The 22,806-nt window shown below is 72.5% G+C and carries 13 protein-coding genes; 10 read left to right on the forward strand and 3 right to left on the reverse strand.

The annotated features are described in order from the left end of the window. The first annotated feature begins 174 nt into the window (after nucleotides 1–174). The 5 genes from ABZ880_RS19790 (at nucleotide 175) to moeZ (ending at nucleotide 6,278) form a co-directional block, all read left to right on the forward strand. Nucleotides 175–1,887: a DUF3492 domain-containing protein gene (locus tag ABZ880_RS19790; protein ID WP_361264311.1), complete on the forward strand. Its 1,713-nt coding sequence runs from the start codon at nucleotides 175–177 to the stop codon at nucleotides 1,885–1,887. Next, on the forward strand, nucleotides 1,884–3,164 hold the full coding sequence (locus ABZ880_RS19795) for a hypothetical protein (RefSeq protein WP_361264314.1): 1,281 nt from the start codon (nucleotides 1,884–1,886) through the stop codon (nucleotides 3,162–3,164). Before ABZ880_RS19790 ends, ABZ880_RS19795 begins: the two co-directional genes overlap by 4 nt. 175 nt (nucleotides 3,165–3,339) lie before the next feature. Beyond that, a complete protein-coding gene (locus tag ABZ880_RS19800) occupies nucleotides 3,340–4,299 on the forward strand; it encodes an NAD-dependent epimerase/dehydratase (RefSeq protein WP_361264317.1) in 960 nt (319 codons plus the stop codon). Then, a complete protein-coding gene (locus ABZ880_RS19805; protein WP_361264320.1) occupies nucleotides 4,287–5,036 on the forward strand; it encodes a spherulation-specific family 4 protein in 750 nt (249 codons plus the stop codon). Before ABZ880_RS19800 ends, ABZ880_RS19805 begins: the two co-directional genes overlap by 13 nt. A gap of 63 nt (nucleotides 5,037–5,099) precedes the next feature. Next, a complete protein-coding gene (gene moeZ, locus ABZ880_RS19810) occupies nucleotides 5,100–6,278 on the forward strand; it encodes an adenylyltransferase/sulfurtransferase MoeZ (RefSeq protein ID WP_361264323.1) in 1,179 nt (392 codons plus the stop codon). A gap of 62 nt (nucleotides 6,279–6,340) precedes the next feature. Here moeZ and ABZ880_RS19815 read toward each other — a convergent pair whose 3' ends face one another. The 3 genes from ABZ880_RS19815 to ABZ880_RS19825 form a co-directional block, all read right to left on the reverse strand. Further along, entirely contained in the window at nucleotides 6,341–7,894 is a 1,554-nt protein-coding gene (locus ABZ880_RS19815) for an alpha/beta hydrolase (RefSeq protein ID WP_361264325.1), read from the reverse strand. Nucleotides 7,895–8,032: 138 nt separating this feature from the next. Further along, a complete protein-coding gene (locus ABZ880_RS19820) occupies nucleotides 8,033–9,580 on the reverse strand; it encodes an alpha/beta hydrolase (RefSeq protein WP_361264328.1) in 1,548 nt (515 codons plus the stop codon). A gap of 80 nt (nucleotides 9,581–9,660) precedes the next feature. Continuing rightward, nucleotides 9,661–12,402: a lysylphosphatidylglycerol synthase domain-containing protein gene (locus ABZ880_RS19825; protein ID WP_361264331.1), complete on the reverse strand. Its 2,742-nt coding sequence runs from the start codon at nucleotides 12,400–12,402 to the stop codon at nucleotides 9,661–9,663. 185 nt (nucleotides 12,403–12,587) lie between these two features. On the opposite strand from ABZ880_RS19825, the gene ABZ880_RS19830 reads away from it, so the two are divergent. From ABZ880_RS19830 to nudC, 5 genes are all read left to right on the forward strand, one after another. Continuing rightward, nucleotides 12,588–12,971: an MGMT family protein gene (locus ABZ880_RS19830; RefSeq protein ID WP_361264334.1), complete on the forward strand. Its 384-nt coding sequence runs from the start codon at nucleotides 12,588–12,590 to the stop codon at nucleotides 12,969–12,971. Between the two features lie 257 nt (nucleotides 12,972–13,228). Further along, nucleotides 13,229–16,588, forward strand: a complete 3,360-nt coding sequence (locus tag ABZ880_RS19835; protein WP_361264337.1) for an ATP-dependent DNA helicase — start codon at nucleotides 13,229–13,231, stop codon at nucleotides 16,586–16,588. A gap of 119 nt (nucleotides 16,589–16,707) precedes the next feature. Further along, nucleotides 16,708–20,286 carry an ATP-dependent DNA helicase gene (locus tag ABZ880_RS19840; protein WP_361264340.1) on the forward strand — a complete coding sequence of 1,193 codons (3,579 nt, stop codon included), beginning with the start codon at nucleotides 16,708–16,710 and terminating at the stop codon, nucleotides 20,284–20,286. A 10-nt stretch (nucleotides 20,287–20,296) separates the two neighbouring features. Next, nucleotides 20,297–21,700 carry a dipeptidase gene (locus ABZ880_RS19845; RefSeq protein ID WP_361264343.1) on the forward strand — a complete coding sequence of 468 codons (1,404 nt, stop codon included), beginning with the start codon at nucleotides 20,297–20,299 and terminating at the stop codon, nucleotides 21,698–21,700. Nucleotides 21,701–21,856: 156 nt separating this feature from the next. Next, entirely contained in the window at nucleotides 21,857–22,801 is a 945-nt protein-coding gene (nudC, locus tag ABZ880_RS19850) for an NAD(+) diphosphatase (RefSeq protein WP_361264346.1), read from the forward strand. The last annotated feature ends 5 nt before the right edge of the window (nucleotides 22,802–22,806 follow it).

A 22,806-nucleotide genomic window follows, 5' to 3' on the forward strand; every position in this document is an offset into this window, starting at 1 on the left:
TCTCCGTCTCTCGCTCGTCGCCCTCGTCTTTTCTCTTCCGTGGCCGCCCGCCCTAGCGTCCGGCCCCCACCCCGCCCCCCCCCCCCCCCCCACCGCCTTGTCCGCATACGTTCTTCCCGCTGCGAGCCGCCGGGTCAACGACGGCTCCCCAAACGGGAGATCGGGGGTGCGTACGTGCGCATCGGACTGCTTACGGAGGGTGGCTATCCGTATGTGAGCGGTGACGCCAGGCTCTGGTGCGACCGGCTCGTGCGCGGGCTCGGGCAGCACGAGTTCGACGTCTACGCGCTCAGCCGCAGCGAGCGCCAGGAGGACGAGGGCTGGGTCCCGCTGCCGCCCCAGGTCGGCCGGGTGCACACGGCGCCGTTATGGACCGCCGAGGACGACGGAGTGGTCTACGGGCGCCGGGCGCGCCGGCGGTTCGCCGAGTGCTACGGGGAGTTGGCGGCCGCACTGTGCACGCGGAGCGCAGGGAATCCGTCCGGCGCTTCGGGGGAGGGCTCCGCCGTTGAGGCGGACCGTTTCGGCAGTGCGCTGTACGGGCTCGCCGAACTCGCCCGCGACGAGGGCGGGCTGGTGGGAGCGCTCCGCTCCGAGGCCGCCGTACGCGCCCTGGAGCGCGCCTGTCGTGCGGCCGGCACCCTGCGGACGGCGCGTGAGGCACGCGTACCGGATCTGCTCGCCGTCGCCGCACACCTGGAACGCACCCTGCGCCCCCTCTCGCTCGACTGGTACGAGGAGGACGGGCTCGGCTCGGTCGACCTCTGCCATGCGACGTCCGGCGGCTCCGCAGCCCTGCCCGGGCTGCTCGCCGGCCACTTCTTCGGTGTACCCCTGCTGCTGACCGAGTACGGGGTGCGGCTGCGCACGCACTACCTGGCCGCCACCGACGCCCCGCCCGCCGTACGGTCCCTGCTCGCCGCGTTCCACAGCCGACTGGCCGCCGAGATCTACAGGCGGGCCGCGATCGTCACGCCCGGCAACGCACACGCGCGCCGCTGGCAGGAGCGCTGCGGCGCGGACCGGGCGAAGCTCCGCACGGTCTACCCGGGCATGGAGGCCGCCCACTTCGCCGAGGTGGGCGAGTCCCCGGAGTGCGCGGATCCCGACACGCTGGTCTGGGTCGGCCGCGTCGAACCCACCAAGGACCTGGTGTCGCTGCTGCACGCCTTCGCGGAGATCCGCAAGGAGGAGCCGAAGACCCTCCTGCGGATCGTCGGTGCACCGGCGGGCCCCGAGGGCGAGGCCTACCTCGGGCACTGCAAGGCGCTGGCGGCGCAGCTCTTCCCCGACGAGGCCGAAGGGCTGCACTCCGTCGGCGACAACCCCGTCTCCTTCGAGGAGATCGGCGGACCGGAGCTGCCGAGCCTTGCCGACGCGTACGCCGCCGGGGGCGTGACCGTGCTGTCCAGCGTCGTCGAGGGCTTCCCGATCAGCCTGGTCGAGGCCATGTTCTGCGGCCGCGCGACGGTGTCCACGGACGTCGGCGCGGTCGTGGAGGTCATCGGCGGCACGGGGCTCGTCGTACCGCCGCGCAACCCGCGGGCGCTCGCCGAGGCGTGCCTGGCGCTGTTGCGCGACCCCGAGCGCTGTGAGCGCCTGGGCGCCGCGGCACGCGCGCGTGCGCTCGAACTGTTCACCGTCGAGCAGAACACCACGGCATTTCACGGCATTTACCTGGAGATCGTCTCGCGCACCCCGGTACGCCGCGTCGTCCTCGACGACACGGGAGAGCCCCTGCCCTTCGCCGTCCCCGCCGAGGCGCACGTCCCCGGCCGCTGGACCGGGCCGGACGCCCGCGTCGTGGCCCGCGGCGGACCAGGGTGGGCGACGGGCGCACCGGCGCGGGCGACCTCTCCGCAACCGGCCGCCGAGGGGGCGCGATGAGCGGACTGGGAGAACTGGACCGGCCCGGGACACCGGACAGCCCCGGGGCCTGGGACGAGCGCTCGGAGGAGTGGGCGGCGGGCGAGCCGGAGGCATCGGGGGGCCCTGCCGGAGCAAGCCGCGGTGACGACGCCCTGACTGTCCCGCGCAGTGACAGCGCCCCCGCTGCCCGCCGCCAGACCTCCGCCCGCCGCACCGCCGCCGACCCCGTGAAGGCGCTGATGCACCGTCACCGCGAGCTGTGCGAACGGGCCGTGGACCCCCTGGAGATCGCGGCGGGCCTGGAGGCCCACGGCGTCACCGACCGCACCGCGGCACGCTTCCGGCACCGGGACGTCTTCTCCCTCGCGGAGGAGCTGTACGCGCGCGTACCCCGCGACGACTCCCCGGCTCGCCCCGCCGACCTCCCGGCCCCCCGGGCACGTGCCGACTGGGCCCTGCTCACCCTCCTCCCCGGAACGCTGTGCACCGCGACCGTCGCCGCCCTGCACCTCACCCACGGACAGGCCCGCGTGATCGTGGCCGTCGCCGGCGTCCTCGCCGTGGCCCTCGGCCTGCGCGCGGCACTCTCCCGCGGCCCGCTCGGCACACCGCACCGCACGCCCCCGGGCTCCGCCACCCGCATCTGGACGTACTGGCTCATCGCCTACGCCCTCCTCGGCGACGGCCTCCTGCGCGCGGCCGTGGCCGGCGGCCCCGACACCCTGCCGAACGGCACCGCCCACGGCCCGTGGCCGCTCGCCACCACGCCCGTCCTGGCCCTCACCCTGGCCTGCGCCCCCGCGGCCTGGACCGCCCACCTCTTCGCCGTGCGCGCCCGCCGCAGACTGACCGCCAGCCGCGGCCTGCAGGACTTCGCCGCCTCCGTACGGCCGCTGCTGCTCGGCACGTTCGCCCTGTTCCTGTGCGCCCTGACGGCCCTGCTCGCCCTGTGCGGCGCGGCCCTGGGCGAGAGCGCGACCTACGCCCAGGCCGTCACCCTGGGCGCCCTGCTGCTCCTCGCCCGCCTCCTCACCGTCCACGGCTTCACCCACGCCTCCGCGATCGTCCTCACCGCCGCGGCCACGGCCGAGGCGACCGCCCTGGCCACGGTCCTCGCGGGCCGCCTCCCCGGCTGCGGCTTCCTCGCGACTCCCGTGCGGGCCCTCGTCGACACCCGGGGCCCCGGCAGCGTCCCGGCCCTCATCTGCTCGGCGGCCGCCCTGACCCTGTTGATCCACGCGACCCGCACCCTCACCCGGGCCTCGGCCCACGCACCCGTGGACCGGCCGTGCTGACGCGACGGCCGTCCCCGGGACACCTCCAGAAGTCGCACGAACGCCGGCCCATGTCGGCCCCCACCCCGCCGCAGGCGCCCGGTCCCGCCGCCCGAGGCAACCGCACCACCCCCTCTGAAGGAGAACCCCAGATGATCACCTCCCGACCAGACGCCTCGGCACCGGGAGCCGCCCGATGAGAGTCCTGCTGATCGGAGCCAACGGCTACCTCGGCCGCTTCGTCGCCGACCGCCTGCTCGCCGACCCGGCCGTCCAGCTCACCGCGCTCGGCCGCGGCGACGACGCCGACGTCCGCTTCGACCTCGCGTCGGGCAGCCCCGGCGCCCTCACCCGCTTCCTCGACGCGGTCCACCCCGGCGTCGTCGTCAACTGCGCCGGCGCCACCCGGGGCGGCGCCCGAGAACTCACCCGCCACAACACCGTCGCCGTCGCCACCGTCTGCGAGGCCCTGCGCCGCAGCGGCTGCGGGGCACGTCTGGTGCAGATCGGCTGCGGCGCCGAGTACGGCCCCAGCCAGCCCGGCTCCTCCACGGCCGAGGACGCCGTGCCGCGCCCCGGCGGCCCGTACGGCGTGAGCAAGCTCGCCGCCACCGAACTCGTCCTCGGCTCCGGCCTGGACGCGGTCGTCCTCCGGGTCTTCTCCCCGGCCGGCCCCGGCACGCCCGCCGGCTCCCCGCTCGGCCGCCTCGCGGAGGCCATGCGCCGTGCCATGCAGTCCGGCGACGGCGAGCTCAAGCTCGGCGGGCTCGGCGTGCAGCGCGACTTCATCGACGTACGCGACGTGGCCCGAGCCGTGCACGCCGCCTCGCTCTCCGCCGCGCAGGGCGTCATCAACATCGGCTCCGGCCGCGCCGTCCGCCTGCGCGACGCCGCCGCCACGCTCGCCCGCGTCGCCGGATACGGCGGCGCCCTCCACGAACTCGACGGCTCGCCCGGCCCGCTGCGCGCAACCATCGGGCACCCCCGCGGCGAATCCGACCACGCGGCCCCGGTCGCGTACCCGTACCCCGACGGCTGCGGCAGCTGGCAGCAGGCCGATGTGCGCACCGCACGCGACCGGCTCGGCTGGCGGCCCCGGATCAACCTCGAAGAGTCCCTCGCCGACATCTGGATGGAGGCGGCATGCCGTATCTGACCAGCATCAAACCGGCCGTCGCGAGCACCGACGTCCGCACCGGCCTCGGCATCCCCGGCTACGCACACCCCCTGGTCGCCCCCGCCGAGTGGGGCGAACTCACCCGCCCGGGAACCCCCTTGCACTGGGTCGTCCTGAATGTCGCCGACGGCCCCGGCGCCCGCCCCGACCCGCACTGCCTGGAAGCGGCGGGCCGACTGCGCAACGCGGGTATCCGCGTCCTCGGCCTCCTCTCCGCGGCGTACGGAGTCCGCGGCCACGGCGAGGTGATCTCCGACGCCAACCGGTACGTCGACTGGTACCAGGTCGACGGCTTCCTCCTGGACCGCTGCCCGACCGAGCGCGCCTCGCTGCCCGGAGTGCGCCGTACCGTCACCGCGCTCCGCACGATGCGCGACGGCGCCCACATCGTCCTCGGGCACGGCACCCACCCGTACCCGGGCTACGCCGAGAGCGCCGACCAGCTGGTCACCTTCTCCGGCTCCTGGAGCGACTACCGCTGGTCGCAGGTGGCCGAGTGGACCGCCGACCATCCGCCCGAGCGCTTCTGCCACTTCGTCCACGGAGTGCCTCGGCCCCATCTGGAGGAGGCGCTGCGCATCGCCCGCTGGCAGGGTGCGTCGACCATCTACTTCACCGACCGCACGGACCGCGGTGGACGCTGCGACCCCTGGGAGACCATGCCCGGCTACTGGGACGAAATCGTCTCGCGGATCGGAACGGGTGTCTCGGAATGAAGAAGGCCGTGGCACTGTTACACGGAGAACAACTGTAGTGATTGACCGATCAACGGAGTCCCCGTGTCGCTGCCACCCCTGGTCGAGCCAGCCTCTGAGCTCACCGTAGACGAGGTCCGCAGGTACTCCCGCCACCTGATCATCCCCGACGTGGGGATGGACGGGCAGAAGCGGCTGAAGAACGCCAAGGTGCTCTGTGTGGGCGCCGGCGGCCTGGGCTCGCCGGCGTTGATGTACCTGGCCGCGGCGGGCGTCGGCACGCTCGGCATTGTGGAGTTCGACGAGGTCGACGAGTCGAACCTGCAGCGCCAGATCATCCACAGCCAGGCCGACATCGGTCGCTCCAAGGCCGAGTCCGCCCGTGACTCCGTCCTCGGCATCAACCCGTACGTGAACGTGATCCTTCACGAGGAGCGGCTCGAGGCCGACAACGTGATGGACATCTTCAGCCAGTACGACCTCATCGTCGACGGCACGGACAACTTCGCGACCCGTTACCTGGTCAACGACGCGGCCGTGCTGCTGAACAAGCCGTACGTGTGGGGCTCGATCTACCGCTTCGACGGCCAGGCCTCCGTGTTCTGGTCCGAGCACGGCCCCTGCTACCGCTGCCTCTACCCGGAGCCCCCGCCGCCGGGCATGGTCCCCTCCTGCGCCGAGGGCGGCGTGCTGGGCGTGCTGTGCGCGTCCATCGGCTCCATCCAGGTCACCGAGGCCATCAAGGTCCTCACCGGCACCGGCGAGCCCCTCGTCGGCCGTCTGATGATCTACGACGCCCTGGAGATGCAGTACCGCCAGGTCAAGGTCCGCAAGGACCCCAACTGCGCGGTCTGCGGCCCGAACCCGACCGTCACCGAGCTCATCGACTACGAGGCCTTCTGCGGCGTCGTCTCCGAGGAGGCCCAGGAGGCGGCCGCCGGCTCGACGATCACTCCCAAGCAGCTCAAGGAGTGGATCGACGACGGCGAGAACATCGAGATCATCGACGTCCGCGAGATCAACGAGTACGAGATCGTCAGCATCCCGGGCGCCAAGCTGATCCCGAAGAACGAGTTCCTCATGGGCACCGCCCTGGAGAGCCTCCCGCAGGACAAGAAGATCGTCCTGCACTGCAAGACGGGTGTCCGCAGTGCGGAAGTCCTCGCGGTCCTGAAGTCCGCGGGCTTCGCCGACGCCGTGCACGTCGGCGGCGGCGTCATCGGCTGGGTCAACCAGATCGAGCCGGACAAGCCGGTCTACTAGGCACACGCCTTTCCGGAAGGGGCTCGGCACCACGCGTGCCCGGCCCCTTTCCGCTGCCCGGGCTACTGGGCGCAGACCTTGCCGTCCCTCGGCACCGTCCCGTTCAGCAGATACGCGTTCACCGTCGAGTCGACGCAGTCGCTCCCGCTCCCGTACGCACCGTGTCCCTCGCCCTTCCAGGTGAGCTCCACGCCGACACCCTTGCCCAGCTCGTCGGCCATCTTCCGGGCACCCTCGTACGGGGTCGCCGGGTCGCCGGTGTTGCCGACCACCAGGATCGGCGCAGCACCGGGCGCGCTCACCTGCGGGGTGTCGTACTGCCCGGCCACCGGCCAGTCGTGGCACCAGCCGGCCGTGTCCCAGCCGAGGAAGTCCCCGAACACGGGCGAGATCTTCTCGAAGGCCGGCAGCAGCTTCTTCGTCTCCTCGGCGGTCGGTCGCTGCTTGTCGTCCAAACACGATATGACCCGTTGCGAGTGGGTCGTCGTGCCGTAGTGCCCCGACGCGCTGCGTTCGTTGTAGCCGTCGGCGAGCGCCAGCAGCTCCGAACCGTCGCCCTGCTCGGCCGACTTCAGGGCGCTGGTCAGCGTCGGCCAGCCGGCCTTGCTGTACAGCGGCAGGACGATGCCGGTGAGCGCGAGCGTCTGCGTCAGCTTGCGTCCGGACGATGTCGGCAGCGGGTTCGCGTCGAGCCGCTTCACCAGGTTCGCGATCTTCTGGGTGCCCTGCTCGGGGTCCTGGCCGGTCGACTGGAGGTAGTCGTCCAGGGCGCGCTGGAAGCCCTTGGTCTGGTTCTCCGCGTGGCCCACGGTGTCGGCGCTCGGATCGACGACCGCGTCGAGGATCAGCCGCCCGACGTTCTTCGGGAACAAGTGGGCGTACACGCCGCCGAGTTCGGTGCCGTACGAAATGCCGAAGTAGTGCATCTTCGCGTCGCCCAGCACCTGGCGCATCAGGTCCATGTCGCGCGCGGTGTCCGTCGTCGACACATGCGCCATCAGCTTTCCGGCGGCCTTCTCGCAGCCCTTGCCGAAGTCGGCGGAGTCCTGGAAGTAGGCCTTCTCCTCGGCCGGTGTGTCGGGGGTGGCGTCCACGTCCTCGGTGGCCTGGATGGCCTTGTCGCTGCGGCAGCGCACGCCCTCGCTGGCGGCGACGCCGCGCGGGTCCCAGCTCACCAGGTCGTAGCGTTCGCGCAGCTGGGACACCGTGGCGGCGTACGACGGCATCATGGACACGCCCGAGCCGCCGGGGCCGCCGAAGTTGAACACGAGCGAGCCGATGCGCTTGCCTCCGCGGGCCTTCTCGCGGATCAGCGCGAGGCCGATCGTCCCGCCCTCCGGCTTCGACCAGTCCAGCGGCACCTTGAGCGTCGCGCACTGCCAGTCATTGCCCGGCGCGGGGGAGTCCGAGGTGGCCTTGCAGCGTCCCCAGTCGAGCTTCTGCCCGGTCAGCGAGGAGGGCAGCGCGGCGGTCGTACCGGAGGAGCCGGACGACGGCGAGGCTGCCGCGCTCGTCTCGTCACCGCTCTTGTCGTCGGACGACGAGCCGCTGCTGCAACCGGCCACCAGGAGTGCGGCGGCGGCCCCCAGAGCCGCGCACCGTACGAATCGCGCCATGCACATTCCCCCCACACAGGCCGTCCGCACCGAGCAGCAAACGGCGGTCGGGCCATAGTAGGCAGATCCGCGCCACATCTGCCCGAGCCTGTGGATAACCTTCTGACCTGCGGTTTCATGGAGAATCGGTCTCGGCGGTCAGGAGCAGACTGTGCCGGCCGCCGGTACCTTCCCGTCCAGCAGATAGCCGTTCACCACGGACTGCACGCACTGGTTCTTGCTGTCGTACGCGCCGTGCCCCTGCCCCTTGTACGTCAGCTCGACGCCGACGCCCTTGCCCAGTGCGTCCACCATCCTCTTCGCGCCCTGGTACGGCGTGGCCGGGTCGCCGGTGTTGCCCACGACGAGGATCGGTGCGGCGCCGGCCGCGCTCACGTCCGGATGGTCGGCGGCGCCCGCCACGGCCCAGTCGGTGCAGCCGAGCATGCCCCACGCGAGGAAGTCGCCGAACAGGGGCGAGGCGGCCCGGAACTCGGGCAGCTTCTGCTGCACGTAGTCGGGGTTGTAACGGGGCTTGTCGTCGGCGCAGTTGATGGAGATGTTCGCGGCGGTGATGTTGCTGTACTCGCCGTTCCGGCTGCGCCCGTTACTCGAGTCGGACAGCGCCATCAGGATCCTGCCGTCGCCCTTGTACGCCTGCTGCAGGCCCTGGGTGAGGTACGGCCAGAAGTCCTTCGAGTACAGGGCCTGCGCGATGCCGCTGGTCGCGGTGCTCTCGGTCAGCTGACGAGGGAAGATGCCGGAGATCGGCTTGCTGTCGAGGTCCTTCAGCAACGTGGCGATGCGGTCCTCGACGTCCTGCGCGGTGTCGCCGATCGGGCACTGCGTGGTCTTCGACGTGCAGTCCGCGGCGAAGTTGTCGAGCGCGAGCTGGAAGCCCGCGGCCTGCGCGAGCGAGCCCTGCTCGGAGTTCTGCGTCGGGTCGACGACCCCGTCGAAGACCGCGCGGCCGACGTGCTTCGGGAACAAGTGGGCGTAGACACCGCCGAGTTCGGTGCCGTACGAGATGCCGAAGTAGTACAGCTTGGCGTCGCCGAGTACCTGCCGCATCAGGTCCAAGTCGCGGGCCGCGTCGGTGGTGCGCACATGCGGCAGCGTCTTCTTGGAGTTCTTCTCGCAGGCCGCGTTGAACTCCTTCGTGCTGTCCAGGAGCTCGGTGCGCTCGCGGGCGTCGTCGGGAGTCGAATCCTGCTGGAAGTACGCGTCGAGCTGCTGGTCGTCCTCGCACTTCACAGGGGCACTGCGGCCGACCCCGCGAGGGTCGAAGCTGACCAGGTCGTAGCGGGTGCGCAGCTTCGCGTAGTCCTGGCTGAAGGACGGCAGTTCGGCGACGCCCGAGGCGCCGGGCCCGCCGAAGTTGAAGACGAGCGAGCCGATGCGGCTGCTCTTGTCGCCGCTCGCCTTCGCGCGGATCAGTGCGATGCCGATGGTGTCGCCGTGGGGCTCGGCCCAGTCGAGGGGCGCCTTCATGGTCGCGCACTGCCACCGGCCGCCGTTCGGCAGCGGCGACGGGGCGTCGCCGTCGCCCTCCGCCGCGGAGGGGGCAGGGCAGTCCTCCCAGTTCAGTTTCTGGGACGGCAGGTCCTCGTCCTTCTTGGCGTCGTCGCTGCAGCCCGCCAGCCCGGAGGCGAGCAGCACCGCGGCGGCAGTCAGGGCGACGGCGCGCAGACGGGGAGGGTTCGGCATGTCTCCATCCTGCGCTCGCGCGCGGGGGGCCGCTCGGGACGCGAGCCGTAAGAGGTACGCCGTATACGGTCGTCGTACTACTACAGCGCGCCCTTGCGTGACAGCTGGTTGAAGGCCAGCCAGCCCGGCAGCACCGGCAGCCACAGGGTCAGCAGCCGGAACAGCAGTACGGCCGGTGCGGCGACCTCCTTGGGGAGGCCGACGGCGATCAGACCGACCGTCAGGGTCGCCTCCACCGCGCCCACGCCGCCCGGGGTCGGGGCCGCGGATCCCAGCGCGTTGCCGGCGAGGAAGACGACGGCGACGCTGGCGATGCTGAGCGAGGCGCCCTCCTGGCCGAAGGCGCGGATCGAGGCGTCCAGGCACATCACGAAGCAGGCGGTCAGCAGCAGCATGCCGCCGATGCCGGTGACGAGCTTCTGCGGCCGCTGCAGCACGTCCAGCATGCGCGGCACGACACCGGCGAAAAGCGACCGCACGCGCGTGGCGACGAATTTCCGCAGGAACGGCACCGAGGTGACCACGAGGACGAGCACCGCGACCGTCAGCAGGCCCGCGATGACCGTCCGGGACGGCGACAGCGACGGTGTCTTCTCGGTGCCCGTGAGGTAGCCGAAGGACAGCAGCATCAGGATGTGGCAGCCGAGTCCGAACAGCTGCGAGGCGCCGACGCTCGCGACCGCGAGTCCGGGCCGTACGCCCGCGCGTTGCAGGAAGCGCGTGTTGAGGGCGACACCGCCCACCGCGGCCGGCGCGACGATCTTGACGAAGGATCCGGCGACCTGCGCCGCCACGGTCCGCAGGAACGGGACCCGCTCGGGCACGAACCCCAGCAGCGCCATCGCCGCCGCGACGTAGCTGAGCGCCGAGAACAGGACGGCCGCGACGACCCAGCCCCATTCGGCGTTGGCTACCAGCGGACCGAACTCGATGTGGGTGAGCTGCGTCAGCAGGAAGTACGCACCGATGGCGCCGGCGATGAAACTGATCAGCGTCCGCGGCCGCACCCGCTCCAGCCGGGCGGGCTCGACCGGCGCCTGCGGCCTGATCAACAGCACCTGATGCCGGATCTGGGTGAGCAGATCCTCCTCGCGCGCCTCGTCGATGGCCTCGTCGATCGCCCGCTTCTCGGCCCGCTGCTCCGCTCGTACGGCCTTCTTGTCGGGCTTTTCGAGTACGGGCCCGGTGTCCTCGTCGCCGGCCTCCAGACGGGCCTGCTTGGCCTGCCGGGACGCCTCCAGGACCGCCTCGCGCTCACGCTGGGCCCGCTCCCGGGCGAGCTTGCGCAGGGTCGCGCGGGAGGTGCGGCTGAGCGCGATGGGCTGCAGCATCGGCAGGCAGTCGGCCACGGCGTCCGGGCCGAGCACGCCCACCGCCGACGCCACCGCGCGCTCGGCGCCCACCCGCAGGCCGAGCGTCACCAGGAGCTGCGAGACGTCCATACGGAGCAGCAGCTCACCGGCCGCGATCTCGCCCACGCGCAGGTCGGTGAGGATGACCGTGCCGGAACGATCCACCAGAATCGCGTCACCCACCAGCCTGCGGTGCGCGATGCGCCGGGACTGCAGCGCCCGTACCTGGTGCCAGGTGTCGCGCAGCAGATCGTCGGTGATCTCCTCGTCCGCCAGGGTGTCGAGCGTGCGCCCGCCGGTGTGCTCGTAGACGAGCATCACGGCGTCGGGGCCGAGCTCGGAAGTGGCGATCAGCTTGGGCGCGTTGGCGCCCGCCGCGATGGCCGCGTACGCGAGCAGCGCCTCCTGCTCCAGGGCCTGGCGCAGCGACTGGAGGCTGCTGCGGGTGGCGAAGCCGCGCAGCGTCAGATTGCGCCATGCGCGGTAGAAGAAGCCCTGCGCCTGCTGCTCCCGGTCGACCACCGTGACGTCCAGCGGCGGGCCGTCCTCGAGCGTGACGAAGTAGCGCCGGCCGCGGTCGCCGGTCTCCGGGGTATCCACGACCTCCTCGCGGGAGGCGCTCACGGGGCGGAAGCCGACGTGCCTGAGGCCCGCCATCAGCGTCCGTCCGGTGGGGCGGACGTTGGGCGAGCCGACGGCGTAGAGCGTTCCGTAGGCAATGGTCCAGCCGATCAGCACCGTCAGGATGATCGAGAACGGCGTCGTGTAGCCGGTGACGAGCATCGAGAAGGCGTCCAGGAGCAGCACCATCCACAGCACCGCGCGCCAGCGCGGCCGCCGCGACATGCCGACGGCGGTCATGTACGCGATGACCGGCGCGAGATAGCCGTGCACGGGGTCGGTCAGGGCGTGGATGTCGCCGGGGGAGGGCTGGGTGAGCGCCTCCTGGATGGAGTCGGGGGCGGCCTTGGCGACCCACAGGTCAGTGGCGAGAGTCACACCGTGCGCGAGGACCGCGGCGAGCACTCCGTCGGCGATGCGCAGCCCGTCACGCTTGATCAGCCGCTCGATCGCGAACGCGACGGGTACCAGGAGGATCGCGATGCTGGAGGCCAGTCCCGCGATCTTGATGAGCAGGTCGGGTGCCTGTCCGGTGCCCTTGTTGATGTCCTGTTCGAGCCCCGAGGTGGTGCCGTGCGCGAACGCGGCGATGGCGAGCAGGACGACGACGGCCAGGACGCCCACCAGGAGACGCATCAGGTCGGACGGGCGGTGCACGCGCGCGGGGAGCAGCGGTTCGTCGCCCTCGACCTCGTCGGCGTGCGCCTCGTCCACGAGGTCGGTGTCGTCCCCGGCGTCCTTGTTCAGGGGGCGCGCGGCCGTGTCCTCGCCTTCGGTGTCGGTGTCCGGGCGCAACGAAGCGTCAGAGGTGCTCTCCGCATCCTCTGGGTGCGCACCCTGCTGCTTCATCGTCTCTTCTTGATCTCGTATCACCAGTCACCGCCCGCACGATGGTGGCATGCCCCACCGACACGCGGGGGCATCAGGGTGCAGACGCGGGGCGCACAGTCTGCCGGAAGCGCCGTCTTGGGGCGAGGGATACGCACAGTGGCGAGCGGGTCACACTGTCGGTGGGATGGGGCAGGATGGGCCGGATGAGCGAGAAGAGCCTTCCGCGGGCCGGTCGGCCGGAGCACCCGGACGCGCTGCCGGAGTACGCCGAGCGCGTCCTCGAGGTCGCCGAGCTGATTCCGCGCGGGCGCGTCATGACGTACGGGGACGTGGCCGAGTGGCTGGAGGAGGGCGGCCCCCGCCAGGTCGGCCGTGTGATGGCCCTCTACGGGGGAGCCGTTCCGTGGTGGCGCGTCGTGAGCGCGGGCGGCGTCCTGCTCCCGGGACACGAACTGGAGGCCCTCGACCACTATCGCGCCGAGGGCACCCCCCTGAAGGAGGCGAGCAGGTCCGCCGAGGGTCACCTGCCGCGCCTCGACATGAAGCGCGCGCGGTGGGACGGCGGCGAACACGAAGGTCACACCTGACAGCTTCCGCCATACGGCAGCCCGGTGTGTGACCCGTGCTCCGTACGGGGGAACAGGGGCACGTCCGTGGCATGCCGTACGTTCGTGGGAGGAGGGACCTGCGAGTCGCGAGTGCCGTGAGGGAAGAAGCGGAAGCCCTGCTTCCGACCTGCCCGTCGGCGTAGCGTCGGCTGCGCGTGCCCCCCTCATCCCCCGATCACCGTCCTGCACGCGCGGTGGTCCGACAACCAGTACGACCACCAGGACCGGCGAACCACGTGAGCTCCTCTTCCTCCACCAGGCGCCTGCCGCACCCCCGGGTGCGGCAGGGGAACCGTGGCGCTTACCGACTGGTCCGTACCCCGCCGGCCCTTCCGGATCCCCCTCGTCTGGACGCGTCACAGCGCTCCGTGGTTGACCACGCGTCCGGTCCGCTGCTCGTCCTCGCAGGTCCGGGCACCGGCAAGACCACCACGCTCGTCGAGTCGGTGGCCGCGCGAATCGCCCGGGGCGGGGACCCCGAGCGCATCCTGGTGCTGACGTTCAGCCGCAAGGCGGCCGTCGAACTGCGCGACCGCATGGCGCTGCGCATGGGAGCGGCACACGCGCCCCGGGCGACCACCTTCCACTCGTTCTGCTACGCCCTGGTCCGCGCCCACCAGGACAGCGAACTGTTCGTGGAGCCGCTGCGCCTGCTGTCCGGCCCCGAGCAGGACGTCGCCGTACGCGAACTGCTCGCGGGCCAGCCCGACCTGGAGCGGCTCGGTCTCGCGCATGTGCGCTGGCCTGAGGAGCTGCGGGCCTGTCTGACCACCCGCGGCTTCGCCGACGAGGTCCGCGCGGTCCTCGCCCGCAGCCGCGAGCTGGGCCTGGGGCCGGGCGCCCTGGACGCCTTCGCCCGCCGTATCGGCCGCCCCGACTGGCGCGCGGCGGCCGCCTTCCTCGCCGAATACCTCGATGTGCTCGACATGCAGGGCGTGCTCGACTACGCGGAACTGGTCCACCGCGCGGTGCTTCTCGCCCGCCGCCCCGAGGCCGCCGAGCGGCTCGCCGCGCAGTACGACGCCGTGTTCGTCGACGAGTACCAGGACACGGACGCGGCTCAGGTGCGGCTGCTGCACGCCCTCGCGGGCGGCGGCCGCACCCTTGTCGCCTTCGGCGACCCCGACCAGTCGATCTACGCGTTCCGGGGCGCCGACGTGAACGGCATCCTCGAGTTCCCGGCGGACTTCCCGCGCGCGGACGGCCGCCCGGCGCCCGTCGAAGTCCTGCGCACCTCCCGCCGTTCCGGCGGCGCCCTGCTCACCGCGACCCGGCTGCTGACCCAGCGCATGCCGCTGACCCGGCTCCCGGCGGACAAGGTACGCGCGCACCGCGCCCTCGCCCCGGTGCGGGACGGCGGCCGCGTCGAGGTCTTCACCTACCCGACGCCCGGCACCGAGCTGGACAACATTGCCGACATCCTGCGCCGGGCACACCTGGAGGACGGTGTCCCGTGGCGCGAGATGGCCGTACTGGTGCGCGCCGGGTCCCGCACGATCCCGACGGTGCGCCGCGCGCTCACGGCCGCGGGCGTCCCCCTGGACATCGACGGCGACGACCTTGCCCTGCGCCACGAACCGGCCGTGGCACCGCTGTTGACGGCGCTGCGGGCGGTGGCCGAGGCGGAGGCGGCGGTGCGCCCCGAGGGAGACGGTGCCTCGGCGGAAGGCACTTCAGCGGAGCCTTCGTCCGAGGAGGCGGCTTCATCCGGGGGGGAGCCCTGCTGGCTCGACACCGAAACCACCCTCACCCTTCTCGCCTCCCCCCTCGCGGGCATGGACGCCGCCGATCTGCGCCGTCTCGGCCGTGCCCTGCGCGACGAGGAGAGGGCCGCGGGCAACGCCCTGCCGCCCCCCTCGGACGAACTGCTCGCCCGTGCTCTGGCGGAGCCGGAGCGTCTGGTCGCGCACGACCCCACGTACGCGCGTGGCGCCCAGCGGCTCGGTGCGCTGCTGCGCAAGGCCCGTGAGCGCCTGGCGGGCGGCGGCACGGCCGAGGAGGCCCTGTGGGACCTCTGGGAGGGCACGCCGTGGCCCGCGCGCCTGGAGCGGTCGGCGCGCCGCGGCGGCGCGGCCGGGCGCAACGCCGACCGTGACCTGGACGCCGTGTGTGCGCTGTTCGCGACCGCCGCGCGCGCGGAGGAGCGCACCGGAGGCCGGGGCGCCCTCAACTTCCTGGAGGAGATCGAGGCCGAGGACATCGCCGCCGACACCCTCACACGGCGTGCCGTACGCCCCGACGCCGTACGCCTGATGACCGCGCACCGATCCAAGGGCCTGGAGTGGCGCCTGGTCGTCGTCGCGGGCGTCCAGGAGGGCCTGTGGCCGGACCTGCGGCGCCGCGGCTCGCTCCTGGAGGCCGACCGCATCGGTCGCGACGGCCTCGCCGAACCGCTCACCCCGGGTGCGCTGCTCGCCGAGGAGCGCCGCCTGTTCTACGTCGCCGCCACACGCGCGCGTGAACGCCTCGTCGTCACGGCGGTGAAGGCCCCGGCCGACGACGGCGACCAGCCCTCCCGCTTCCTGACCGAACTCGGCGTCGAACCACGGGATGTCACGGGCCGCCCCCGCCGCCCGCTGTCCGTCGCGGCGCTCGTCGCCGAACTGCGTGCCACCACGGTCGACCCGCGCGTCTCCGACACCCTCAGGGAAGCCGCCGCCCACCGGCTGGCCCGGCTCGCCGCGCTCGCAGACGAGGACGGCCGCCCCCTCGTCCCGGCCGCCCACCCGTACCGCTGGTGGGGCATGTTCGAGCCGACCGAGAGCAAGGTGCCGCTGCGCAACCGCGACCAGCCCGTCGTCCTCTCGGGCAGTGCGCTCGACCAACTCGCCAACACCTGCGCCCTGCAGTGGTTCCTGGGCCGTGAGGTGAAGGCCGACGCACCCGCGACCGTCGCCCAGGGCTTCGGGAACGTCGTGCACGTCCTCGCCGACGAGGTCGCCTCCGGACACACCCCGGCCGATCTCGCCGTCCTCATGGAGCGCCTCGACTCCGTGTGGAACGCGCTCGCCTTCGACGCGCCGTGGAAGTCGGCGCAGGAGAAGGAGAACGCGCGCGTGGCGCTCGAACGCTTCCTGAAGTGGCACGTCATGGACCGCACCGGCCGCACCCCGGTGGCCAGCGAGCACGGCTTCGACGTCACCCTCGAAGCGGGCGACTACGAGGTGCGCATCCGCGGCTCCATGGACCGCGTCGAGGCCGACGGCGAGGGACGCGCCTACGTCGTCGACTTCAAGACCGGAAAACAGGCGCCCACCGCGCGCGAGATGGAGCGCCACCCTCAGCTCGCCGTCTACCAGCTCGCCGTCAGCGAGGGCGCCGTCGACGAGGCCTTCGACGGCGTGCGCCCCGAACCCCGCGGCGCCGAACTGGTCCAGCTGCGCCAGGGCGCCGCCCAGCGCGACGGCGGCGAGACCCTGCCCAAGGTGCAGGCCCAGGAACCGTTGGAGGGGGAGTGGGTCGGCGAACTGCTGGCCAACGCCGCCGGCAAGGTCCTCGACGAACGGTTCACGCCGAGCGCCGGCCAGCACTGCACGCACTGCGCCTTCCAGGCGTCCTGCAGCGCGCGGCCCGAAGGGCGGCACGTGGTCGAGTGACGCCGGTGATCTTCGGGGCTCTCTGTGATCGACCGCACCACGCGTGCTGACCTGCGCTTCTTCCAGCCCCGAGGCCGATGCGTCATCCACTGTCAGTGGCCACCGCTAGCCTCTCTGACGTGCCGCCCCGTATCACCGATCCCGATCAGCTCAAGGAGCTCCTCGGGATTCCGTTCACCCCGGAGCAGACGGCCTGCATCGTCGCGCCGCCCGCCCCGCAGGTGATCGTGGCCGGAGCCGGGTCCGGCAAGACGACGGTGATGGCGGCGCGCGTGGTGTGGCTGGTCGGCACCGGCCAGGTCGCGCCCGAACAGGTCCTCGGCCTCACCTTCACCAACAAGGCCGCCGGAGAACTCGCCGAGCGCGTCCGCAAGGCCCTCATCAAGGCCGGCGTGACCGACCCGGACGTCATCGACCCGGACAACCCGCCGGGCGAGCCCGTGATCTCGACGTACCACGCCTTCGCCGGCCGCCTCCTGACCGACCACGGCCTGCGCATCGGGCTCGAGCCGACCTCCCGCCTCCTTGCCGACGCCACCCGCTACCAGCTCGCCGCGCGCGTGCTGCGCGAGGCCCCGGGTCCCTACCCGGCCCTCACCCGCTCCTTCGCGGACCTGGTCAGCGACCTGCTCGCCCTCGACGCCGAACTCGCCGAACACCTCGTACGGCCCCAGGAACTGCGTGCTTACGACGCCGGGCTGCTGCGCACCCTGGAAGGCGCCAAGCTCACCAACGCCGATCTGCGCAAGGTCCCCGAGGCGGCTGCCGCGCGCCGCGAGCTGGCCGATCTGGTGGTGCGTTACCGGGCCGCGAAGCGCGAGCGCGACCTGCTCGACTTCGGCGACCAGATCGCCCTGTCCGCGCAGCTCGCCCAGATCCCCGAAGTGGGCCGCATCCTGCGCGACGAGTTCCGTGTGGTCCTGCTCGACGAGTACCAGGACACCTCGGTGGCCCAACGCATCCTCCTGGCGGGCCTGTTCGGCGACGGCACCGGCCACCCGGTCACCGCCGTCGGCGACCCCTGCCAGGCGATCTACGGCTGGCGCGGCGCCTCCGTCGCCAACCTGGACGACTTCCCGGACCATTTCGCGCACCCCGACGGCCGCCCCGCCACCCGCCAGGCGCTCAGCGAGAACCGCCGCAGCGGCGGCCGCCTCCTCGACCTCGCCAACGGCCTCGCGGAGCCCCTGCGCGCCATGCACGCGGGCGTGGAGGCCCTCCGCCCGGCCCCCGGCGCCGAACGCGACGGCACGGTGCGCTGCGCGCTGCTGCCCACCCACGCCGAGGAGATCGACTGGATCGCCGACTCGATCGCCCACCTCGTGAACACCGGCAAGGCACCCGGCGAGATCGCCGTCCTGTGCCGTACGGCGACCGACTTCGCCGAGATCCAGGGCGCGCTCGTCGCCCGGGACGTCCCCGTCGAGGTGGTCGGCCTGTCCGGGCTGCTTCACCTGCCCGAGATCGCCGACCTGGTCGCCGTCTGCGAAGTCCTCCAGGACCCCGGCGCCAACGCCTCCCTGGTCCGCCTGCTCACCGGCCCGCGCTGGCGCATCGGCCCCCGCGACCTCGCCCTCCTGGGGCGCCGCGCCCGCCGTCTGGTCGCCCACGCGCGCGTGGCGGACGACGACGACCGGGACCGCAAGCTCGCCGAGGCCGTCGAGGGCGTCGACCCGTTCGAGGTGATATCGCTCGCGGACGCCCTCGACACCTTCCTGGAGATGCCGCTCGACGCCGAGCAGGAGGACGACGGGCTGCCCTTCTCGCCGGACGCGCGCGTGCGGTTCGCCCGCATGGCCGCCGAACTGCGCGACCTGCGACGGTCGTTGGCCGATCCGCTCATGGACGTGCTGCACCGCGTCCTCGCCGTCACCGGCCTCGAGGTGGAGCTGTCGGCGTCCCCGCACGCCCTGGCCGCCCGACGCCGCGAGACCCTCTCCAACTTCCTGGACATCGCCGCCTCGTTCGCCGCGGGCGACGGCGAGGCGACCTTGCTCGCCTTCCTGGGCTTCCTGCGTACCGCCGCCCAGTACGAGAAGGGCCTCGACAACGCCCTCCCCGGGGGCGAGAACACCGTGAAGGTCCTCACCGCCCACAAGTCCAAGGGCCTGGAGTGGGACGTCGTCGCCGTCCCCGGCCTGGTCACCGGCACCTTCCCCAGTACCCAGGGCCGCGAGAAGTGGACCGCCCAGGGCAAGGTGCTTCCGCACGAACTGCGCGGCGACGCCGCCACCCTGCCCGACATCGAGACATGGGACTCCCGCGGCCTGAAGTCCTTCCAGCAGGCCATGAAGGAGCACCAGCACACTGAGGAACTCCGCCTCGGCTACGTCACCTTCACCCGCCCCCGCTCCCTGCTCCTCGGCTCCGGCCACTGGTGGGGGCCCACCCAGAAGAAGCCGCGCGGCCCGTCCGACTTCCTGCAGGCCCTCCACGACCACTGCGCGGTCGGCCACGGCGAGATCGAGGCCTGGGCGGACGAGCCCGCCGAGGGCGAGGAGAACCCGGCCCTGCACGCGGCGAGCACCGACCAGGTCTGGCCACTGCCCCTGGACGACGCCGCCCTCGCCCGCCGCCGCGCCGCCGCCGAAACGGTGCTGGCCCACCTGGAGGACCTCGCGTCCCACGAGGACGACCACCCCGCTGCCACGCACGACCCCGACAGCCACGAGGACCCGGACTGGCCGCCGCCACCCGAAGACGAAACCCTCTACGACGAAGCCTCCTACGACGAAGCCTCCTACGACGAGGCTTTCTACGGGGACGACGACTTCGAGGAGGACCCCGGCGACTGGGACACCTGGTCCGCCGACCGCCCGACCGTCCCGCACCAGGCGGCGGCCCCGGAGAGCGCCGTACACCAAGACGCACCGGACAGCGCACGTGCCCACCCGGAGCGCAACGCGCGCGAATCCGACCCCGAGCACACCCGTCCTGCCCCCGCCCGCCCCCGCCTCACCCCGGAGGAAGCCCGCACCCTCGCCTCCTGGGACCGGGACCTCGACGCCCTCACCGGCGAACTCCTACGCGCGCGTGAAGCCGTCACCGACGTCCCCCTGCCCGCCTCGCTCACCGCGTCCCAGGTGCTGCGCCTGGCCGCCGACCCGGACGGTTTCGCGCAGGAACTCGCGCGCCCCATGCCGCGCCCGCCGCAACCCGCCGCGCGCCGGGGCACCCGCTTCCACGCCTGGGTCGAGGCCCGCTTCGAAGAGTTGACCCTGCCCGTGCTGGAGCCCGAGGAACTGCCCGGCAGCGAGGCCGAGATCGCCGACGAACGCGACCTGGAAGCCCTCAAGGACGCCTTCGAACGCACCGAATACGCCCACCGCACACCCCACCGCGTCGAGGCCCCCTTCCAGCTCGCCATCGCCGGCCGCGTCGTCCGGGGCCGCATCGACGCCGTCTACAAGGAGGGCGACGGCGACGGGGCGACGTACGAGATCGTCGACTGGAAGACGAACCGCACACGCACCGCGGACCCGCTCCAGCTCGCCCTCTACCGGCTGGCCTGGGCCGAGCAACAGGGCGTTCCCCTGGAGTCCGTCAACGCGGCGTTCCTGTACGTACGCACCGGTGAGGTCGTACGACCGGAGGACCTGCCGGACCGGTCCGCCCTGGAGAGGCTGCTCCTCGACGACCCGGCCGCGGAAGCAAACTGTGAGGAACCGCCCAACGAGGATGTCGGTGCGGGCCGATAGGCTCGTGACCATGAGCCAGACCCCGGACAGCGCCGTCCGTACGTACATCGAGCAGCACCGCGCCGCCTTCCTCGACGACCTCGCCGAGTGGCTGCGCATCCCCTCCGTGTCGGCCCAGCCCGACCACGCGCCCGACGTACGCCGCAGCGCCGACTGGCTCGCCGCCAAGCTCCGGGAGACCGGCTTCACGACCGCCGAGGTCTGGGAGACGCCGGGCGCCCCGGCCGTCTTCGCCGAGTGGCCCGCCACCGACCCCGAGGCGCCCACCGTCCTCGTCTACGGCCATCACGACGTGCAGCCCGCCGCCCGCGAGGACGGCTGGGACAGCGAGCCCTTCGAGCCCGTCGTCCGCGAAAACCGCCTCTACGCGCGCGGGGCGGCCGACGACAAGGGCCAGGTGTTCTTCCACACACTCGGCGTCCGCGCCCACCTCGCCGCCACCGGCCGCACGGCCCCCGCCGTCAACCTCAAGCTGCTGATCGAGGGAGAGGAGGAGTCCGGCTCGCCGCACTTCCGCACGCTCGTCGAGGAGCACGCGGACCGCCTCGCCGCCGACACCGTGATCGTCTCCGACACCGGCATGTGGTCCGAGGACACCCCCACGGTGTGCACCGGTATGCGCGGCCTCGCCGAGTGCGAGATCCACTTCTCCGGCCCCGACCAGGACATCCACTCCGGCTCCTTCGGCGGCGCCGTGCCCAACCCGGCCACCGCCGCCGCCCGCCTGGTCGCCGCCCTGCACGACGAGCACGCACGCGTGGCGATCCCCGGCTTCTACGACGGCATCGTCGAACTCACCGACCGCGAGCGCGAACTCTTCGCCCAGCTGCCCTTCGACGAACAGCAGTGGCTGCGCACCGCCAAGTCGTACGCCACCCGGGGCGAGGCCGGGCACACCACCCTGGAGCGCATCTGGGCCCGCCCCACCGCCGAGGTCAACGGCATCGGCGGCGGCTACCAAGGCCCCGGCAGCAAGACGATCATCCCGTCCTCGGCCATGGTGAAGCTCTCCTTCCGCCTGGTCGCGGGCCAGGACCCCGGCCACATCGAGAAGTCCGTCCGCGCATGGGCCGCCGAGCAGGTACCCGCCGGGATCCGGTACGAGATCACGTTCGCCGCAGCCACGCGCCCGTGTCTGACGCCGCTGGACCACCCCGCCCTGCAGTCCGTCGCCCGTGCGATGGGCCGCGCCTTCGACAAGCCGGTCCTGTTCACGCGCGAGGGCGGCTCCGGACCCGCCGCCGACCTCCAGGAAGTCCTGGACGCACCGGTGCTCTTCCTGGGCATCTCCGTCCCGTCCGACGGCTGGCACGCACCCAACGAGAAGGTCGACCTCGGCCTTCTCCTCAAGGGCGTCGAGACCACCGCGTACCTGTGGGGCGACCTCGCCGAGACATGGCGTCGTGCGCCCTGAGCGTCCAGCGCCGTCCGCAGCGGCATCGCGCGCGGGGCACACTGGAACAACCGTCCCGCACCGCCCAGCCCCACCGGATCAGGTCGCCTCCCGCCGTACGTCCCGCCGAACCGCCCGCCCGAACAACCCGTTCCACTGGGGGAGTTGGAAGCACCCGTGACCACCTGGACCGACCACACCGCCGAACGACCCATCTCGCTCACCGCCCCCAGCGGCATCGACCGCGCCGCCCACCACCGGCTCGACGAGGCCTGGCTCGCGGCGGCATGGAGCCACCCCACGACCCGCTGCTTCGTGGTCTCCGGCGGCCAGGTCCTCATCGACGAGACGGCCGACGGCCGCACCGAACTCGTCATGACCCCCTCCTTCGAAGCCCCCCTCACCGAGGCGCACCGCTACTTCCTGGGCACCGACGAGGAAGGCGTCAGCTACTTCGCCCTCCAGAAGGACGCGCTGCCCGGCCGCATCGACCAGTCCGCCCGCCCGGCGGGCCTGCGCGAGGCCGGCCTGCTCCTGTCGCCCCGCGACGCGGGCCTGATGGTGCACGCGGTCGGCCTGGAGAACTGGCAGCGCACCCACCGCTTCTGCTCCCGCTGCGGCGAACGCACCGTCATCGCGGCGGCCGGCCACATCCGCCGCTGCCCCGCCTGCGGCGCCGAGCACTACCCCCGCACCGACCCCGCCGTGATCATGGCCGTCACCGACGAGGACGACCGCATTCTCCTCGGCCGGCAGGTCCACTGGCCCGAGGGCCGCTTCTCCACCCTCGCCGGCTTCGTCGAACCCGGCGAGTCCATCGAGCAGGCGGTGCGCCGCGAGGTCTTCGAGGAGGCCGGCATCAGCATCGGCGGCGTCGAGTACGTCGCCAGCCAGCCCTGGCCCTTCCCCTCCAGCCTCATGCTCGGCTTCATGGCCCGCGCCACCTCGACCGAGGTCAACGTCGACGGCGACGAGATCCACGAGGCCCGCTGGTTCTCCCGCGACGAACTCGGCGCCGCCTTCGAGTCCGGCGAGGTGCTGCCGCCCTACGGCATCTCCATCGCGGCCCGCCTGATCGAGATGTGGTACGGCAAACCGCTGCCGACGAGGAGCTTCGTCTGACCCGG

This window comes from Streptomyces sp. NPDC047043 (genome assembly GCF_040644055.1).
Lineage (GTDB): Bacteria > Actinomycetota > Actinomycetes > Streptomycetales > Streptomycetaceae > Streptomyces.

Coding starts and splice junctions, on each gene's coding strand:
- ABZ880_RS19795 (WP_361264314.1), top strand. CDS start 1,884: ATGAGCGGACTGGGAGAACTGGACCGGCCCGGGACACCGGACAGCCCC.
- ABZ880_RS19800 (WP_361264317.1), top strand. CDS start 3,340: ATGAGAGTCCTGCTGATCGGAGCCAACGGCTACCTCGGCCGCTTCGTC.
- ABZ880_RS19805 (WP_361264320.1), top strand. CDS start 4,287: ATGCCGTATCTGACCAGCATCAAACCGGCCGTCGCGAGCACCGACGTC.
- ABZ880_RS19815 (WP_361264325.1), bottom strand. CDS start 7,894: ATGGCGCGATTCGTACGGTGCGCGGCTCTGGGGGCCGCCGCCGCACTC.
- ABZ880_RS19820 (WP_361264328.1), bottom strand. CDS start 9,580: ATGCCGAACCCTCCCCGTCTGCGCGCCGTCGCCCTGACTGCCGCCGCG.
- ABZ880_RS19825 (WP_361264331.1), bottom strand. CDS start 12,402: ATGAAGCAGCAGGGTGCGCACCCAGAGGATGCGGAGAGCACCTCTGAC.
- ABZ880_RS19830 (WP_361264334.1), top strand. CDS start 12,588: ATGAGCGAGAAGAGCCTTCCGCGGGCCGGTCGGCCGGAGCACCCGGAC.
- ABZ880_RS19845 (WP_361264343.1), top strand. CDS start 20,297: ATGAGCCAGACCCCGGACAGCGCCGTCCGTACGTACATCGAGCAGCAC.